The organism is Lysobacter sp. OAE881 (assembly GCF_040546665.1).
Taxonomy (GTDB): domain Bacteria; phylum Pseudomonadota; class Gammaproteobacteria; order Xanthomonadales; family Xanthomonadaceae; genus Lysobacter_J; species Lysobacter_J soli.
Genome location: NZ_JBEPOG010000001.1, coordinates 3060798 through 3076645, shown reverse-complemented (window position 1 = coordinate 3076645; position 15848 = coordinate 3060798). Strand labels below are relative to the sequence as shown.

The window sequence follows — 15848 nt, the reverse complement described above, 5'->3', positions numbered from 1 at the left end:
TGCTCCACGGACGCAGTTGCTCGCGCGCGAAGCGGTAAACGAACGCAAAGCCGAGTGGACTCCAGCTTTCGCTGGAAATGGCGGTGCGATGGTTTACCGTCGAGGAAATGCCAGGACGCTACGGGCCTGGGTCCCGGCTTTCGCCGGGACGACGGTGATGGGGTTATCGCCGGGAGTGGACGCTAGAGGCCAAATCCCGGCTCACCGGGATTCCGCCTCAAACAAACTCCAGCTTCAACGCGATCCCCAGTCCCGCGATGTCCTCCGGCTCGCCTTCCAGGTCGGCGCGCACCAGCGGGCGGGCGTCGAGCCAGCGGCGCGATACGCACACGGTCAGCGTGTTGCCGTCGGCTTTCGCGTCCAGTTGCGGGATCGGATCGGCTTCGTGCGCGCGGTGCAGCAGCACAGCCAGGCGCAGCAGCGCGGCCAGGCGTCGCGCGGATGTCAGCAACCGGTCTGGCAATGCATCGAATGCGGACTTCGGGATGCTGCGGCGATGCGTGCGCACCAGCGCGGCGAGGAACTGCTGCTGCTGGCGCGAGAAGCCCGCGATGTCGGAGTGCTCGACGATGTAGGCGCCGTGCACGTGGTACTGGCTGTGCGCGATGGCCAGGCCGAGTTCGTGCAGGCGTGCGGCGCGCTGCAGCATGAGGCTGTCGTCGGCATCCAGCGACCACGCCTGCGCGACCTGTTCGAACAACCGCAGCGCGGTGCCGACCACGCGCTGCGCCTGCCCATCGTCGATGCCGTAACGCTGCATCAGCGCGGCGACCGACGCATCACGCGGATCGTCCGCGCCGCCGCGGCCGAGCATGTCGTACAGCACGCCTTCGCGCATCGCCGCCTTGCTCACGGCCATGCGCTTGAGGCCGAGCGCATCGAACGCCGCCTCCAGGATCAGCACGCCGCCGGCGATCACCGGGCGACGGTCCGACGACAGCCCCGGCAGGTCGATGGCCTCGATGCGATCGGCCTGCAGCAGGCGGTCACGCAGGATGGGCAGGGCTTCGGCCGTCACCGCGCCCTTGGTGAGCTTCATCGCCGCGCAGATGTCGCCGATGGCCTTGTTCGTGCCGGACGCGCCGAGCGCTTCGTTCCAGCCCAACGCGCGATACGTGCCGGCGAACTGCTGGAACTCCGCGGTGACTTCGGTCAGCGCCTCCTTCCATTTCTTGCGCGAGAGCTTGCCGTTCTCGAAGAAGCGGCGCGTGGTCGCGATGCAACCCAGCTGCAGGCTCTCGCGTTCGATCGCCTCGAACCCCGAGCCGATGATGCATTCGGTGGAACCGCCGCCGATGTCGATCACCAGGCGCAGCTCGCCCGGGCGCGCGGGCTGCGCGTGGGCGACGCCAAGGTAGATCAGGCGTGCCTCCTCGCGTCCGGCGACGACTTCGATCGCGTGGCCCAGCGCGGTTTCGGCCGGCATCAGGAACGCCTGCGGCACGGCGAGGCGGCGCACGGTGTTGGTCGCGATGGCGCGCACGCGCTGCGGCGGGATGTCGCGGATGCGCTGGCCGAACCGCGCCAGGCATTCGAGCGCGCGCTGGCGCACTTCCGGCGACAGGCCGCCCTTGCGGTCCAGGCCTTCGGCCATGCGGACGGTTTCGCGCAGGCGATCGACGATGCGCAGCTGGCCGAGCACGTACCGCGCCACGACCATGTGGAAGCTGTTGGAACCAAGGTCGACGGCGGCCAGGAGGTCGCCATCGACGAGCGGCAGTTTGCTGGTGGGGAAGGCGTCGCTCATCCGCACATGATCCCCGGTCGGCCCCGCGCCCGTAAATGGGGACGGTGTCCACGCCCTGCCTTCACGCGCCACGCCATGGCCGCGCCCGCGTTACGCGCCGACGTTGGCGAGCAACGAGAGCTGTGCCGAATGCGGCGCATCGCCAGGTGCGGGCGTCAGTCGCACGTAGCTGCCGTCGGACTGCAGCGTCCATGCGCTGCAGTTGTCGGCGAGATAGTTCGCCAGCGCCTCCTCGTACACGCGCTGCGCCAGTTCCGGCGCGAGGATCGGGAAGCCGGTTTCGATGCGTCGGAGCAGGTTGCGCTCGAGCCAGTCGGCGCTGGAGCAGAACAGGTCCGGATCGCCGTCGTTGGCGAACCAGTACACGCGATGGTGTTCGAGGAAGCGCCCGACGATCGAGCGCACGCGGATGTTCTCGGAAATGCCCGGAAGGCCCGGGCGCAGCGTGCACGCGCCACGCACGATCAGGTCGACCTGGACGCCGGCCTGCGATGCCATGTACAGCGCACGCACGACCTGCGGTTCATTGAGGGCATTCATCTTGGCGATGATGCGCGCGGGCTTGCCGGCCTTCGCGTGGCGCGTTTCGCGGTCGATGCGCTTGAGCACGCCCGCATGCAGCGTGAAGGGCGACTGCAGCAGGCGCTTGAGCTTGATCGTCGGCGCCAGGCCCGACAGCTGCTGGAAGATCAGGTGCACGTCGTTGCCGATGTCCGCATCGGCGGTGAACAGCCCGAAGTCGGTGTAAACGCGCGCGGTGCCGCTGTGGTAGTTGCCCGTGCCCAGGTGCACGTAGCGACGCAGCTTGCGGCCTTCGCGACGCACGATGAGCATCATCTTCGCGTGCGTCTTGTAACCGACCACGCCATACACGACCTGCACGCCCGCGTCCTGCAGGCGGTCGGCAAGGCCGAGGTTCGCTTCCTCGTCGAAACGCGCGCGCAGTTCGACGACGACGGTGACGTCCTTGCCGTTGCGCGCGGCCTGCACGAGGCTGTCGACGATCGGCGATTCCTTGCCCGTGCGGTACAGCGTCTGCTTGATCGCCAGCACGTTCGGGTCTTCGGACGCCTGCTTGAGCAGCTCCAGCACCGGCGTGAACGCGTCGAAGGGATGGTGCAGCAGCACGTCGCCTTCGGCGATCTTGTCGAACATCGCTTCCACGCCCGACAGCTGGCGCGGCTGGAACGGCACGAACTTCAGGTCCGGGCGCTGCACCAGGTCGTAGACCTGGATGACGCGGTTGAGGTTCACCGGCCCGTTGATGCGGTACACCGCGTTTTCGGTGAGGTCGAAGTTCTCCAGCAGGGTGCGCACGATGTCATCGGGGCACTGCTCGGCGATCTCCAGCCGCACCGCGCGCAGGTAGCCGCGGCCGACGAGTTCGTCGCGCAGCGCGAGCGCGAGGTTCTCGACTTCGTCCTCGTCGACGATGAGTTCGGAATTGCGCGTGACGCGGAACTGGTACGCGCCCTTCACCTGCATGCCGGGGAAGAGCTCGTCGACGAACGCCGAGAGCACCGCGGAGAGGAACACGAAGTCGTGCTTGCCGCCGGAGACGTCTTCGGGAATCTGGATGATGCGCGGCAGCGAACGCGGCGCGCGCACGATGGCCAGGTGCCCCTCGCGGCCGAACGCGTCCTTGCCCTTGAGCACCACGACGATGTTCAGCGACTTGTTGAGGATCTTCGGGAACGGATGCGCCGGATCGAGCCCGAGCGGCGACAGCACCGGCATGATCTCGTCGCGGAAATACTCGCGCAGCCACTGCGTCTGCTGCTCGCTCCAGCCGTCGCGATGCATCACGCGGACGCCGGCATCGTCGAGCGCGGGCCGCAGTACGTCGTTCCAGCATTCGTACTGCGAGCGCACCAGGTCCGCGGCGCGCTCGTGGATGTGCGCGAGCACCGTGGCCGGCGCGAGCCCGTCCGGGCCCGGCGGCACGCCCAGGTCCTGCGCGTGGCGCAGCGTGCCGGCGCGGATCTCGAAGAATTCATCGAGGTTGGTGCACGAGATGCAGAGGTAGCGCAGGCGTTCGAGCAGCGGCACCTGCGGGTCCTGCGCCTGCGCGAGCACGCGGAAGTTGAAATCCAGCGCCGACAGTTCGCGGTTGAAGTACAGCTCGCTGTCGCGCAGCGGATCGGTGTCGACCACCGTGGTGGCGGTGTCGAATGCGGCGGCGTTCATGGCAAAGCCTCGGAAAGCGCGAACTCGTCGCGCGGGCGCACGCGGTCGGCGCCGAAATGGCAGGAGAACGTGCTGCCGCGACCGACTTCGCTGGTGATCTCCAGCCGCGCCTGGTGCAGGTTCAGCACGTGCTTGACGATGGAAAGCCCGAGCCCCGTGCCGCCGCTCTCGCGCGAGCGGCTGGTGGAGACGCGGTAGAAGCGTTCGGTGATGCGCGGCAGGTGCGCGGCGGGAATGCCGTAGCCGCTGTCGATCACTTCCAGCACGGCGCCCTTGTCTTCGCGACGGAAACGGACGCGGATCGTGCCGCCGGCCGGCGTGTAGCGCACGGCGTTGCTGACGAGGTTGGAGAACGCGCTGTGCAGTTCCTTGTTCGAGCCCCACAGATCCACGCCGGCGGTGTCTTCGACGATGACCTCGTGACGGCCCTGGCTCAACGCGTTGGCCTCTCGGCGCAGCGTGGCGATCATCGGCGCCATCGCGACGGTTTCCTCGGCCGGCAGGCTGTCCTGCGATTCCAGGCGCGACAGCATCAGCAGGTCTTCGACCAGCTGCGTCATGCGCTGGGACTGGCGCTGCATCTCGGCGAGCATCGGCGCCCAGTCCGGGTGTTCCTCCGGATCGAGCATGTCGAGGTAGCCGTGCACCACCGTCAACGGCGTGCGCAGCTCGTGCGACACGTTGGCGACGAAGTCGCGGCGCATCTGCTCAAGCTGCAGCAGACGACTGACGTCGCGCGCGACCAGCATCCACAGGTCGTCGGAGTAGGGGATCAGGCGCAGGCTGAGCGTGACGGCCGGATTCCACGGCGAAGCGATTTCCAGGGTCTCGGCGTTACGCCCGGACGCCAGCCAATGGGACAGCTGCAACGGTTGGAGCCGTTGCGCGAGCGGGGCGCCGATGTCGCGCGGATAGCGCAGCTGCAGCAGGCTGTTGGCCGAATGGTTGAACCACTGGATGCGCTGGCTGTTGCGTTCCACCACGACGATGGCGTCGGGCATCGCCGCGGCGGCGGCGCGGTAGGCGCGCAGCATCTCGATGAGGCGCTTCTTGCGCGCGCGCATTTCGGACTGGCTGCGGTGGAGCAGGCGATCGAGCTCGTTCCAGATGCCGTCGCCCAGCGGCGGCTTCAGCCGCTGCCGTGCGGTGAGCCGCAGCAGCACGTTGCGAAGGCGCCAGTAGTGCCACGCGACCACGCCCAGCGCGGCGAAGGTGATGACCGGCCACGGATAGCCGATCGCCAGCCCCAGCACCGCCGCGCCCGCCAGGATCAGGGCGAGCTGGCCAAGGGTGCGCAGCCAGGCGGAATGGGATCGGGGCGGCATGGGATGGGCGATGGGTGAGTGGCGATTCGTGATTCGGTGGACGGACGTGTCCGATCGGCTACTGCCCGGATGGTAGCCGCAGGCTTGCTGCGGTTTTGCGAATCGCGACTCAGCCGTCACGCATCACGGCCGTCCCTCACGCTTCGACCGACGCGGAGAACCGGTAGCCCGCGCCCCGCACCGTCTGCACCATGCCGTCGAGCTGGTGCGGTTCCAGCGTCTTGCGCAGGCGGCGGATGTGCACGTCGACCGTGCGTTCCTCCACGTACACGCTGCCGCCCCAGACGTGGTCCAGCAGCTGCGTGCGGGTGTACACGCGCTCCGGATGCGTCATGAAGAAATGCAGCAGGCGGTATTCGGTGGGGCCGATCTGCACCGGCTGGTCGCCTTCGGCGGCATGGGCGAACACGCGGTGCGCGGCGCCGTCGATGCGCAGCGGGCCAACCGCGACGCTGCCGTCCTCGTCGTCCTCGCGCGAGCGGCGCAGCACGGCGCGGATGCGGGCCAGCAGTTCGCGGGCGGAGAAGGGTTTGACGACGTAATCGTCGACGCCCGCCTCCAGCCCGCCGACGCGGTCGTTTTCCTCGCCGCGGGCGGTCAGCATGATGATCGGGACTTCGCGCGTGAGCTGGTCCTTGCGCCAGCGGCGGGCGAGGTCCAGGCCGCTGGTGCCGGGCAGCATCCAGTCCAGCAGGATGAGGTCGGGGACGCGGTCGGCGATCGCGGCCTGCGCTTCGCGCGCGTCGCCGGCATGGACCGGCTCGTACTCGCCCTTGCGCAGGGCAAAGGACACCATGTCGCGGATGGCGGGTTCGTCTTCGACGATCAGGATGCGCTTCTGCACGCGGTCACCGGGGAGCGGGAGGGGGCTTTGGCAAGCCGCCTCAGTACACTACCGTTTTATGACGGGCCCATGACACGGTCATCCGGGCCTTCTGCGGCAAAGGGTTACTTGCGTCGCAGATCCTCGTCGCGGATGCCCTGGCGCTTCAGTTCGAGCACCGTGGGAGTGATCGCGGCGATCCGCGCCTCGATCCGCGCACGGGCGTAATAGTCCAGATCCGAACGCCGCTTCAGCGTGTTCAGCTGCACCAGCGCCTGCTCCGGGCGGCCGTTCAGATAAGCGGCTTCGGCATAGGCCTCACCGGCGCGGACCGGATCGCCGGCCATGTCGCACGCGCGGGCGAACACGCTCTGGAACTGCGCGTCGTTGGCCGACACACCCAGCAGCGGCCGCAGGATTTCCTGGGCGCGGCGCCCGGCCTGCGCGTTGCCGCGCTCGGCAAGCACGTCCGCGTAGCTGAGCACGACAGGGCGGCTGTGCGGCGTCTGGCGCAGCAGCGTCTCGAAACGCGCATCGGCCGAGGCCGCCTTGCCGCTCTTGGACTCCGCTTCGGCCAGCGCGAGGGTGAGCCAGACGTCGCCCGGATTCTTCTGCAGCAGCGCATTCAGTGCAGTCGCCGCGGCTGCGGGCTGGTTCGCGCGCAACTGCGCATAGGCGAGGCCGTAGCGCTGCGCATCGGTGCGTTTGGCCGGGTCACCCATCCGTTCGTATTCGCGGATCGCGTCGCCCGGCGTGTTGGCGCTCAGCACGCGAAGGCGTTCGCGCGCGTAATCGAAACGACCGGTGCCGCCGACGCCGAACGCGGTGCCGAGGTTGGCCTGCAGCGTGGGCGGCAGCAGCGGGTTGACCGCGCCGTCGGTGGGGAATTGCGGGCGCGGGGCGCTTTCTTCCTCGCACTGCGCCGGGCCGTCGGGATCGCGCACGCAGACCTGGCTGCTGCCGCGTTCGCGACGGATGCGCGCGGCGCGGTCCTTCGCCTCGGTGATGCGCGTGATGGTGACCGGGTGCGTCATCAGCCAGTCCGGCGATTCGCCCCAGTAATTGGCGCCGTTGCTGCGGGAGCGCGCCTGCATGATGGTGAAGAAGTCCGCCATCGCCTCCGGATCGTAGTCGCTGCGGGCGAGCGTCTGGATGCCCAGCCGGTCGGCTTCCGATTCGTTGGCTCGCGTGTAGTTGATCTGGCGCTGCTGCATCAGGCCCATCGCGCCGGCCATGGCCGCCTGCGCGGCGTCGTCGGACGAATTGCCGCCCGCGGCCTGGGCCGCGACGATCGCGCCCAGCATCGCCAGCAGCAGCGGCAGCTGGTCACGCTGTGCGCGTTCGGCGCCACGGAGCACGTGTTGCTGGGTCACGTGCGCGATTTCGTGCGACAGCACGCCGGCGACCTCGTCCTCCTTGTCGGCGGCGAGGATCAGGCCGGAATTCACGCCGATGTAACCGCCAAGCGTGGCGAAGGCGTTGATCTGCCGCTCGCGCAGCATGAAGAAGGTGAACGGCTGCTTGGGCTGGTCGCTGTTGGCGGCCAGGCGCGTGCCGAGCGTGTCGAGCCAACTGTCGATCAGCGGGTCTTCGAGCAGGTAGTCGTAGTGGCGCAGCTGCGCCAGCATCATCGCGCCGTATTCCTGCTGCTGCCGCGGGCTCAGCAGTTCGCCGGCGGACGAGCCGATATCGGGCAGTCGCGATTCCTGCGCCGGCGCGCACAGGCTCGCAACGGCGATGGTCAGGGCGGCAACGGGCAGGACGATGCGACGCAAATGAGGCTCCCTCTGGACCGGCGATCCACCGGGCGGCGGTCGCTCCGCAGGATGCGGGGCGCCCGTGGGGCCGGGATGAACGGGTCCATTACAGACGACGGTAATCCTTTCACATGGCTGTCGGGATGCACCATCGCGCGTGGTGTGTTCCACGCGCGGGGTGGAAATGGCCGCAAGCCAAGCCCATATTCGACCACAGCCCCATCCGCGAGTTCATCGGAGAACCGTTTTGACCAGTTCCAACGTTGCGCCCGGCGCCGACCCGGCTGCCAAGGGCCCGGAAATCGTCATCTACACCACGCTGATCTGCCCCTATTGCGTGGCCGCGAAGAACTTCCTGAAGAGCAAGGGCCAGTCGTGGACGGAGATCCGCATCGACCTGGACCCGGCGCAGCGCGAGATCATGATGGCGCGCGCCCGCCGCACGAGCGTGCCACAGATCTTCATCGGCGAGACCCATGTGGGCGGCTACGACGACATGATCGCGCTGCACCGCGCCGGCGGCCTGGAGCCGCTGCTGTCGCCGCAGTAAGGCGTTCCGGCCCATTGGCCCCATGAAGTTCACGGCCACGGCGCCAGACGATGTCTGGCGACAGTGGCCGGTTCGTTACAGACTTCTCCCATTCTTTCGCCCGGAACCTCCATGAGCAACGAAACCCCCGACAGCGGCGACCGCGTCGCCGAATTCACCGCGTTCCGCAAGCGCATGAACGAGCGGATCCTCGCCGAGCCGAACCAGGTCGTGCGCCGCTTCTTCGCGCTGGACACGCAGACCTACCAGGCCGGCGCGCTGGACGTGAAGACCAAGGAGCTGCTGGGTCTGGTCGCGTCGCTCGTGCTGCGCTGCGACGACTGCATCAGCTACCACGTCGCGCAGTGCAAGGAAGCCGGCGTGAACCGCGACGAGATGTTCGAGACGTTCTCGGTGGGCCTGGTCGTCGGCGGTTCGATCGTGATTCCGCACCTGCGCCGCGCGGTGGACTTCCTGGATCGCCTCGAACAGGGCGAGGCGGCCGCGCCGGCCGGTCACGACCACGGCTGAACGCGGTTCGGCGTCCCGCAAGAGCCCGCTCCGGCGGGCTTTTTGCGGTGTGGGGCGCGTCGCCGGGACTTTGGTCGCATCCTTCACGCCTGCAGGGGCGGGCCGCTTCCGGCATAATTCCGGGGCTCACCATCCGGCGCCGTACTTCCTCGTCGCGCGCCCATAAGTCGGAAGAACCCCCCAAATGACGCAGACGATTACGGTCATCCGTGGCGACGGCATCGGCCCGGAAATCATGGACGCCACCTTGCACGTGCTCGACTCGATGAACCTCGGGTTGCAGTACGAATTCGCCGATGCCGGCCTGGTCGCGCTGGAAAAGCACGGCGAACTGCTGCCGCAGGCGACGCTCGATTCCATCCGCAAGAACCGCATCGCGCTGAAGTCGCCGCTGACCACGCCGGTCGGCGAGGGCTTCAGCTCCATCAACGTCGAACTGCGCAAGCGCTTCGACCTGTACGCCAACGTGCGTCCGGCCAAGTCGTTCCCGAACACCAAGTCGCGCTTCGCCGACGGCGTCGACCTGATCACCGTTCGCGAGAACACCGAAGGCGCGTACATCGGCGAAGGCCAGACGCTGTCGGAAGACGGCGAAACCGCGCTGCTGACGCAGAAGGTCACGCGTCGCGGTTCCGAGCGCATCGTGCGCTACGCCTTCGAGCTGGCCCGCAAGACCGGCCGCAAGAAGGTCACCGTCGTGCACAAGGCGAACATCCTGAAGTCGACGTCGGGCCTGTTCCTCAAGACCGCGCGTGCGGTCGCCGCGGAATATCCGGACATCGAGTGCAACGAGATGATCGTGGACAACACCTGCATGCAGCTGGTGATGCGTCCGGAGCAGTTCGACATCATCGTCACCACCAACCTGTTCGGCGACATCATCTCCGACCTGTGCGCCGGCCTCGTCGGCGGCCTGGGTCTGGCGCCGGGCGCGAACATCGGCACCGATGCGGCGATCTTCGAGGCCGTGCACGGCACCGCGCCGGACATCGCGGGGCAGGGCAAGGCCAATCCGTGCGCGCTGCTGCTCGGCGCGGCGCAGATGCTCGACCACCTGGGCGAATGCGAGAAGGCCGAGCGCCTGCGCGCGGCGATCATCGCCACGCTCGAAGCGAAGGATTCGCTGACCCCGGACCTGGGCGGCACCGGCAACACGATGTCGTTCGCGAAGGCGATCGCCGGCCGCATCTGATCGCGGATCGCACCGACACGCTGCACCTCGACAGGGCGCCTCCGGGCGCCCTGTCGCGTTTCAGGGCGAGACACGCAGTTTTCCCGCGCCGGCGACTTGCCTCCGCGCATGCTCCGCCTGTGTTCCGCCGGTGATCTCGACACCGGCGCCCTCCGGCCTCAGAATGCGCCGCCTTTTCGCTCCATTCGGATAAAGAGATGAATGAGCCCGTCCGGCCGAGCGCCCTTGCGCTCACGCCGCTGCTGGTGTTCCTGGCGCTGTTCTTCGGCGCCGGCGTGTATTTCACCAGCCATGGCGAGGCCATGGGCTTCTACCAGCTGCGCGCGCCGGTGGCGATCCTGCCCGCGCTGGGCCTGGCGGCGCTCATTGCCTGGCGCCGCGGCCTGAAGCCGCTGGAGACGCTGCTGGGCGGCATGGGCGACCACAACGTCGTGCTGATGTGCCTGATCTTCCTGCTGGCCGGTGGCTTCGTGGAAGTCTCCAAGGCGATCGGCGCCGTGGACGCGATCGTCGCGCTCGGCATCGGCCACCTGCATCCGGCGCTGCTGCTGCCGGGGCTGTTCGTCGTGGCGGGTTTCATCTCGCTCTCGCTGGGCACCTCGATGGGCACGATCGCCGCGGTGGCGCCGATCGCACTGGGCGTGTCGGACGCGTCCGGCCTGGATCGCGCGCTGGTGCTCGGTGCCGTGATCGGCGGTGCGACCTTCGGCGACAACCTGTCGGTGATCTCCGACACCGCGATCGTCGCCAGCCGCACGCAGGGCTGCACGATGCGCGAGAAATTCCGCGAGAACCTGAAGCTCGCGTTGCCTGCGGCGCTGCTGACCGTGGTAGTGCTGGGCTTCATCGGCGAGACCGCGCCGGTGCAGACGCTCGAGCCCGTGTCGCCGTGGCTGATCGTGCCGTACGTGATCGTGCTCGGTCTGGCGATGGCCGGTGTCGACGTGATCATCGTGCTGAGCCTGGGACTGGTGATCGCCGGGCTCTTCGGCGCGTTCTTCACCGACGAATTCGGCGTGGCTGCTTACGCGACGCACATCTGGGAAGGCTTCGAGAGCATGGTGGAAATCATCCTGCTGTCGCTGCTCGTCGGCGGCCTCGGCGCATTGATGAAGGCGACCGGCGGCCTGGCGTGGCTCGCGCAGTCGATCGGCCGCTTCGCACGCGGCCATCGCAGCCGTCGCGCCGGCGAGGTGAGCATCGCGGCGCTGTCGGCGACAACGGACGTGTTCACCGCGAACAACACGGTCGCGATCCTCATCAGCGGCGGGCTGGCGCGCGACATCGCGCAACAGCACGGCGTGCCGCCGGCGCGCGCGGCGAGCGTGCTCGACATCTTCGCCTGCGTCACGCAGGGCGTGCTGCCTTACGGCGCGCAGATCCTGCTGGCGGCGTCGCTCGGAACGGTGTCGCCGCTGGCGCTGGCCGGGCATGTGCATTACAGCTGGCTGCTGGGCGCGATCACCATCGCCGCGATGCTGTGGCCATCGCGGAAGACCGCGCCGCAGGTGGCGTGAAGCGGGCAGAAAAGGGAAGGGCGCGGATTCCTCCGCGCCCTTCGCGTTTGCAGCGTCGTTGAAGCTGCGGCGTCAGTCGCGCGACTGCAGCTTCGACAGCAGGCGCAGGAACTCGACGTACAGCCACACCAGCGTGACCATCAGGCCGAACGCGCCGTACCACTCCATGTACTTCGGTGCGTTCTGCTCGACGCCGCTTTCGATGAAGTCGAAATCCAGCACGAGGTTGAGCGCGGCGATCACGACCACGAACAGGCTGAAGCCGATGCCGATCAGGCCCGACTCGTGGATGAACGGCACGCGCACGTCGAAGAACGACAGCACGAACGAGGCCAGGTACACCAGCGCGATACCGCCGGTCGCGGCGACGACGCCGAGCTTGAAGTTCTCCGTCGCCTTGATCAGGCCGGAGCGGTACGCGAACAGCAGCGCGAACAGCGTGCCGAAGGTGAGCATCACCGCCTGCATCACGATGCCGGGGAAGCGGTGCTCGAAGATCGCCGAGATCGCGCCGAGGAAGAAGCCTTCGGTCAGCGCGTAAAGCGGTGCGGTGACCGGCGCCCACTCCTTGTTGACGATCGTGGCGATGGCGAACACCAGCCCGCCGATCGCGCCGCCGAGGATGTAGGGCATCGCGCCGACCGAGCCGGTTTCGGTGAACTGCACCTGGCTCCACGCGAAGGCCGCGGTGATCACGCACAGCAGCAGCAACATGCCGGTCTTGTTGACCGTGCCGTTGAGCGTCATCGCCTCGCTATCTCGCTGGACCACCGCGCCGCTGGAAAGATCGAGGAAGGTGCTGTCCTTCAATGCGGGATTGCCGCTGCGTCCGATCATGTCGTCCCCTGTTCCGTGTCCAATGGTGGCCGGAGCATACAACGCCACCTCGCGCGGCTCGCGATCCGTTGACAGGGGCGGTCGCGCCAGCCAGACTATCCGACCTTTCGCGGCGTTGGCGCGCAACGGAAGTCCCGGCTTCGGGGTATAGCTCAGCCTGGTAGAGCGCCAGCTTTGGGAGCTGGATGTCGTGGGTTCGAATCCCTCTGCCCCGACCATCCAGGACCGAGCGGTGAGTGTTGCCGGCGGTTGCAACGGATGTGTCAGTTAAGATGTAACGCTGGCGCCCGTAGCTCAACCGGATAGAGCACCGGCCTTCTAAGCCGGTGGTTGTGGGTTCGAGTCCCGCCGGGCGCGCCACAAGTTGTAGGAAACGCCGTAAAACAAGCTTTATGGTGGCTGTAGCTCAGTTGGTTAGAGTACTGGATTGTGATTCCAGATGTCGGGGGTTCGAGTCCCCTCAGCCACCCCAGATTGTGTGACAGGTTGTTGGCGGAACACGTTTTTGTTGTTATAGTTTCGCTCCTAAGTTGTTCCGGGCCGTTAGCTCAGTTGGTAGAGCAGTTGACTCTTAATCAATAGGTCCAAGGTTCGAATCCTTGACGGCCCACCAATCCCGGAAAGCACCTGGCAACCCCAGGTGCTTTTTTCTTTTCCGGGCGATCGATTTCGGGGCATTTCAACTTTCCCGATCCCGCGGCCTAGAATGCCGCCGCGCCGGCCCGATGGCCGGCCCAAGCGAAAGTGGCGGAATTGGTAGACGCCCTGGATTTAGGTTCCAGTGCCGCAAGGCGTGCGGGTTCGAGTCCCGCCTTTCGCACCAGCCTCCCTCAGTAACCAGCGGCCGAACGCATCGAGCGAGCGCTCGCGAGTGATGCAATCGGCGGCCGGGCGGTGCTTCCGCACCGGGCCAGTAGCCCCAGCGAGCGTTCGCGAGTGATGCATCGGGCGGCCGGGCCGTGTGCTTCGACGCCAGTCCCGAGCCGAGAGGAGCCCTCTCGAGCGATGCTCCCGACAGCTTGGCAGAGCTCCCGCGCGCCCCATCCGCGCCCTTGCTCCAAAACACCGCCATCGTGTCCCCGCAACCCCCGTCCAGCGCTGGCACGATGGCCCGCAATCGGCCAAACTACGCCGTTCCGCCGGCCGCGAAGCATTCCGCCCGGGCCGCGGGCAGGACAGGACCATCAACATCGTGCCGCGGCAGCTCGCCGCGGTGGCAGGAGTGGATATGCAAGTTTCGGTCGAATCGCTCGGCAACCTCGAACGCCGCATGACTTTCAGCCTTCCGGCGGACCGGCTGGAAGCGCAGGTCGGCGGTCGCCTGCGCGAGATCTCGCGCGGCGCGAAGATCAAGGGTTTCCGCCCCGGCAAGGTGCCGGCCAAGGTGATCGAGCAGCGCTTCGGCGCGCAGGTTCGCGCCGACGTCCTCAACGACCTGCTGCGCGAAGGCTTCAGCACCGCGATCCGCGAGCAGTCGCTGCAGATCGCCGGTAACCCGCAGATCGTGCCGGCGCAGGGCGAGGACGCCCTCTCGTACGTGGCCACGTTCGAGGTCGTGCCGGACTTCGGCGATATCGACGTCGCCAAGCTCAATGTCGTGCGCCACACCTCCGAGGTGAGCGACGCCGACATCGACGCGATGATCGAGAACCTCCGCCTGCAGCGCCGCACCTGGAACCCGGTCGAGCGCGAAGCCGCTGCCGGCGACGCGGTCGAAATCGAAACCTATTCGCAGGTCGGCGACGAACGCCTGCCGGCCGAGGGCGTCGAGCGCGGCGCGACCATCATCGGTTCGGCCGCGATGTTCCCGGCGATCGAATCGGCGCTGGTCGGGATGAAGGCCGGCGACGAGAAGGACGTGGACGTCGACTTCCCGGCCGACTGGCGCGTGCCGGCGTTTGCGGGCAAGACCGTCAAGGTCCACCTGGTGGCGACCAAGGTGTCCGAGCCGGTGCTGCCCGAGGTCGATGCGGCCTTCATCAAGAGCTTCGGCGTGCGCAGCGGCGATCCGGACCAGTTCCGCGTGGACATCCGCAGCAACCTGGAGCGCGAGCTCAAGGGCGCGCTGATGACCCGCCTGCGTCGTGAGGTCGGCGAGCAGCTGATCGCGTCGTACTCGCACGTCGAGATGCCGCCGAAGCTGGTCGAGGCCGAAGCGCGCGACATGGCGCGCCAGACCATCGAGACCGCGCGCCGCCAGGGCCGCGCTATCGGCGAAATCCCGGCCGACGCGCACGTGGGCTTCATGGACGCTGCGCGCAAGCGCGTGCTGGTCGGCCTGCTCGTGGGCGAGATCGCCCGTCGCAACGAGCTGCGCCTGGAACCCAAGCGCGTGACCGAGACGCTGAACCTGATCGCCTCGACCTACGAAGAGCCGCAGCAGGTCATCGAGCTGTACCGTAACGATGCGCAGCTCATGAACGGCCTGCAGGCCCGCGTGATGGAAGAGCAGGTGATCGACTGGATCGCCGAGCGCGCCCAGCACACCGAGCAGCCGCTGTCGTTCAACGAAGCGATCCGCCAGTAAGTGGATGCATCGCGGCCGCGACGTCTCGCCGCGGCCGGTTCCATCGTAAGGACGCGCCCCTTGCGCTCTGGTCCGGTTGGCCCCAAGTTGGTCGGACCGCGCTCACCCAAGCGCCCCCTATCCGTTCCAAGGTGCCGTCGAACATGGACAACCTGACCAAAGCTTTGAACCTCGTGCCGATGGTGGTCGAACAGACCAGCCGGGGCGAGCGTGCGTACGACATCTACTCGCGCCTCCTCAAGGAGCGCGTGATCTTCCTTGTCGGCGGCGTCGACGACCACGTCGCCAACGTGATCGTCGCCCAGATGCTCTTCCTCGAGGCGGAGAATCCCGAGAAGGACATCAGCCTGTACATCAACTCGCCCGGTGGCGTGGTCACCGCGGGCCTGGCGATCTACGACACCATGCAGTACATCAAGCCGGACGTGAGCACGATCTGCGTCGGCCAGGCCGCCTCGATGGGCGCGCTGCTGTTGGCGGCGGGCGCGAAGGGCAAGCGGTATGCGCTGCCGAATTCGCGCGTGATGATCCACCAGCCGCTGGGCGGCTTCCAGGGCCAGGCGACGGACATCGACATCCACGCTCGCGAGATCCTGACCCTGCGCCAGCGCCTGAACGAGATCCTGGCCAAGCACACCGGCCAGGCCCTGGAGACCATCGCGCGCGACACCGAGCGCGACAACTTCAAGAGCGCCGAAGCGGCCCGCGAGTACGGCCTGGTCGACCAGGTCCTCGAGCGCCGCCCGGAAGACTCGATCCAGGCGGGCTGACGCCCTGCACGGCACTTCCATCACCATTTCTCGGCCCGTGATCTGGCCCGCAAGGCGGGCTGGATCGCTGTGTTATCCTCGGGCCGCAGCACCTGAACGCGTCCGG

The 15848-nt window shown here is 67.5% G+C and carries 12 protein-coding genes and 5 tRNA genes; 11 read left to right on the top strand and 6 right to left on the bottom strand.

All coding sequences use genetic code 11. The annotated features are described in order from the left end of the window. Nucleotides 1-217 precede the first annotated feature (217 nt). The 5 genes from ppx to ABIE51_RS14215 all read right to left on the bottom strand — a co-directional run bounded on the left by ppx (nucleotide 218) and on the right by ABIE51_RS14215 (nucleotide 7857). Complete coding sequence (gene ppx / locus ABIE51_RS14235; protein WP_192631204.1) at nucleotides 218-1747, bottom strand: exopolyphosphatase; 1530 nt, start codon at nucleotides 1745-1747, stop codon at nucleotides 218-220. A 90-nt stretch (nucleotides 1748-1837) separates the two neighbouring features. Further along, nucleotides 1838-3934: a polyphosphate kinase 1 gene (gene ppk1 / locus ABIE51_RS14230; protein ID WP_157030699.1), complete on the bottom strand. Its 2097-nt coding sequence runs from the start codon at nucleotides 3932-3934 to the stop codon at nucleotides 1838-1840. After that, complete coding sequence (gene phoR, locus ABIE51_RS14225; protein ID WP_192631203.1) at nucleotides 3931-5259, bottom strand: phosphate regulon sensor histidine kinase PhoR; 1329 nt, start codon at nucleotides 5257-5259, stop codon at nucleotides 3931-3933. The genes ppk1 and phoR overlap by 4 nt, the downstream gene beginning before the upstream one ends. 136 nt (nucleotides 5260-5395) lie before the next feature. Further along, the gene (gene phoB, locus ABIE51_RS14220) at nucleotides 5396-6103 is read right to left on the bottom strand and encodes a phosphate regulon transcriptional regulator PhoB (protein WP_115842915.1); all 708 of its coding nucleotides are present in this window, start codon (nucleotides 6101-6103) and stop codon (nucleotides 5396-5398) included. A gap of 104 nt (nucleotides 6104-6207) precedes the next feature. Continuing rightward, entirely contained in the window at nucleotides 6208-7857 is a 1650-nt protein-coding gene (locus tag ABIE51_RS14215) for a M48 family metalloprotease (protein WP_157030697.1), read from the bottom strand. A gap of 229 nt (nucleotides 7858-8086) precedes the next feature. Between ABIE51_RS14215 and grxC the strand changes: the two genes are divergently transcribed. From grxC to ABIE51_RS14195, 4 genes are all read left to right on the top strand, one after another. Beyond that, entirely contained in the window at nucleotides 8087-8389 is a 303-nt protein-coding gene (grxC, locus tag ABIE51_RS14210) for a glutaredoxin 3 (RefSeq protein WP_232338427.1), read from the top strand. Between the two features lie 111 nt (nucleotides 8390-8500). Next, entirely contained in the window at nucleotides 8501-8899 is a 399-nt protein-coding gene (locus tag ABIE51_RS14205) for a carboxymuconolactone decarboxylase family protein (protein WP_192631202.1), read from the top strand. Nucleotides 8900-9083: 184 nt separating this feature from the next. Next, nucleotides 9084-10091, top strand: coding sequence for an isocitrate dehydrogenase (locus ABIE51_RS14200; RefSeq protein ID WP_115842919.1), 1008 nt, complete (start codon nucleotides 9084-9086; stop codon nucleotides 10089-10091). 197 nt (nucleotides 10092-10288) lie between these two features. Beyond that, nucleotides 10289-11608: a Na+/H+ antiporter NhaC family protein gene (locus tag ABIE51_RS14195; protein ID WP_192631201.1), complete on the top strand. Its 1320-nt coding sequence runs from the start codon at nucleotides 10289-10291 to the stop codon at nucleotides 11606-11608. A gap of 72 nt (nucleotides 11609-11680) precedes the next feature. On the opposite strand, the gene ABIE51_RS14190 is transcribed toward ABIE51_RS14195, so the two are convergent. Then, complete coding sequence (locus tag ABIE51_RS14190; protein ID WP_192631200.1) at nucleotides 11681-12445, bottom strand: Bax inhibitor-1/YccA family protein; 765 nt, start codon at nucleotides 12443-12445, stop codon at nucleotides 11681-11683. 141 nt (nucleotides 12446-12586) lie between these two features. Between ABIE51_RS14190 and ABIE51_RS14185 the strand changes: the two genes are divergently transcribed. The 7 genes from ABIE51_RS14185 to clpP all read left to right on the top strand — a co-directional run bounded on the left by ABIE51_RS14185 (nucleotide 12587) and on the right by clpP (nucleotide 15742). Continuing rightward, nucleotides 12587-12663, top strand: a tRNA-Pro gene (locus ABIE51_RS14185). Between the two features lie 65 nt (nucleotides 12664-12728). Then, nucleotides 12729-12805, top strand: a tRNA-Arg gene (locus ABIE51_RS14180). A gap of 35 nt (nucleotides 12806-12840) precedes the next feature. Beyond that, a tRNA-His gene (locus ABIE51_RS14175) sits at nucleotides 12841-12917 on the top strand. A 65-nt stretch (nucleotides 12918-12982) separates the two neighbouring features. Beyond that, nucleotides 12983-13058 (top strand) — tRNA-Lys (locus ABIE51_RS14170). A 125-nt stretch (nucleotides 13059-13183) separates the two neighbouring features. Further along, a tRNA-Leu gene (locus tag ABIE51_RS14165) sits at nucleotides 13184-13268 on the top strand. Between the two features lie 405 nt (nucleotides 13269-13673). Then, nucleotides 13674-14972: a trigger factor gene (tig, locus tag ABIE51_RS14160; protein WP_157030694.1), complete on the top strand. Its 1299-nt coding sequence runs from the start codon at nucleotides 13674-13676 to the stop codon at nucleotides 14970-14972. A gap of 143 nt (nucleotides 14973-15115) precedes the next feature. Beyond that, nucleotides 15116-15742, top strand: coding sequence for an ATP-dependent Clp endopeptidase proteolytic subunit ClpP (clpP, locus tag ABIE51_RS14155; protein ID WP_115842923.1), 627 nt, complete (start codon nucleotides 15116-15118; stop codon nucleotides 15740-15742). The last annotated feature ends 106 nt before the right edge of the window (nucleotides 15743-15848 follow it).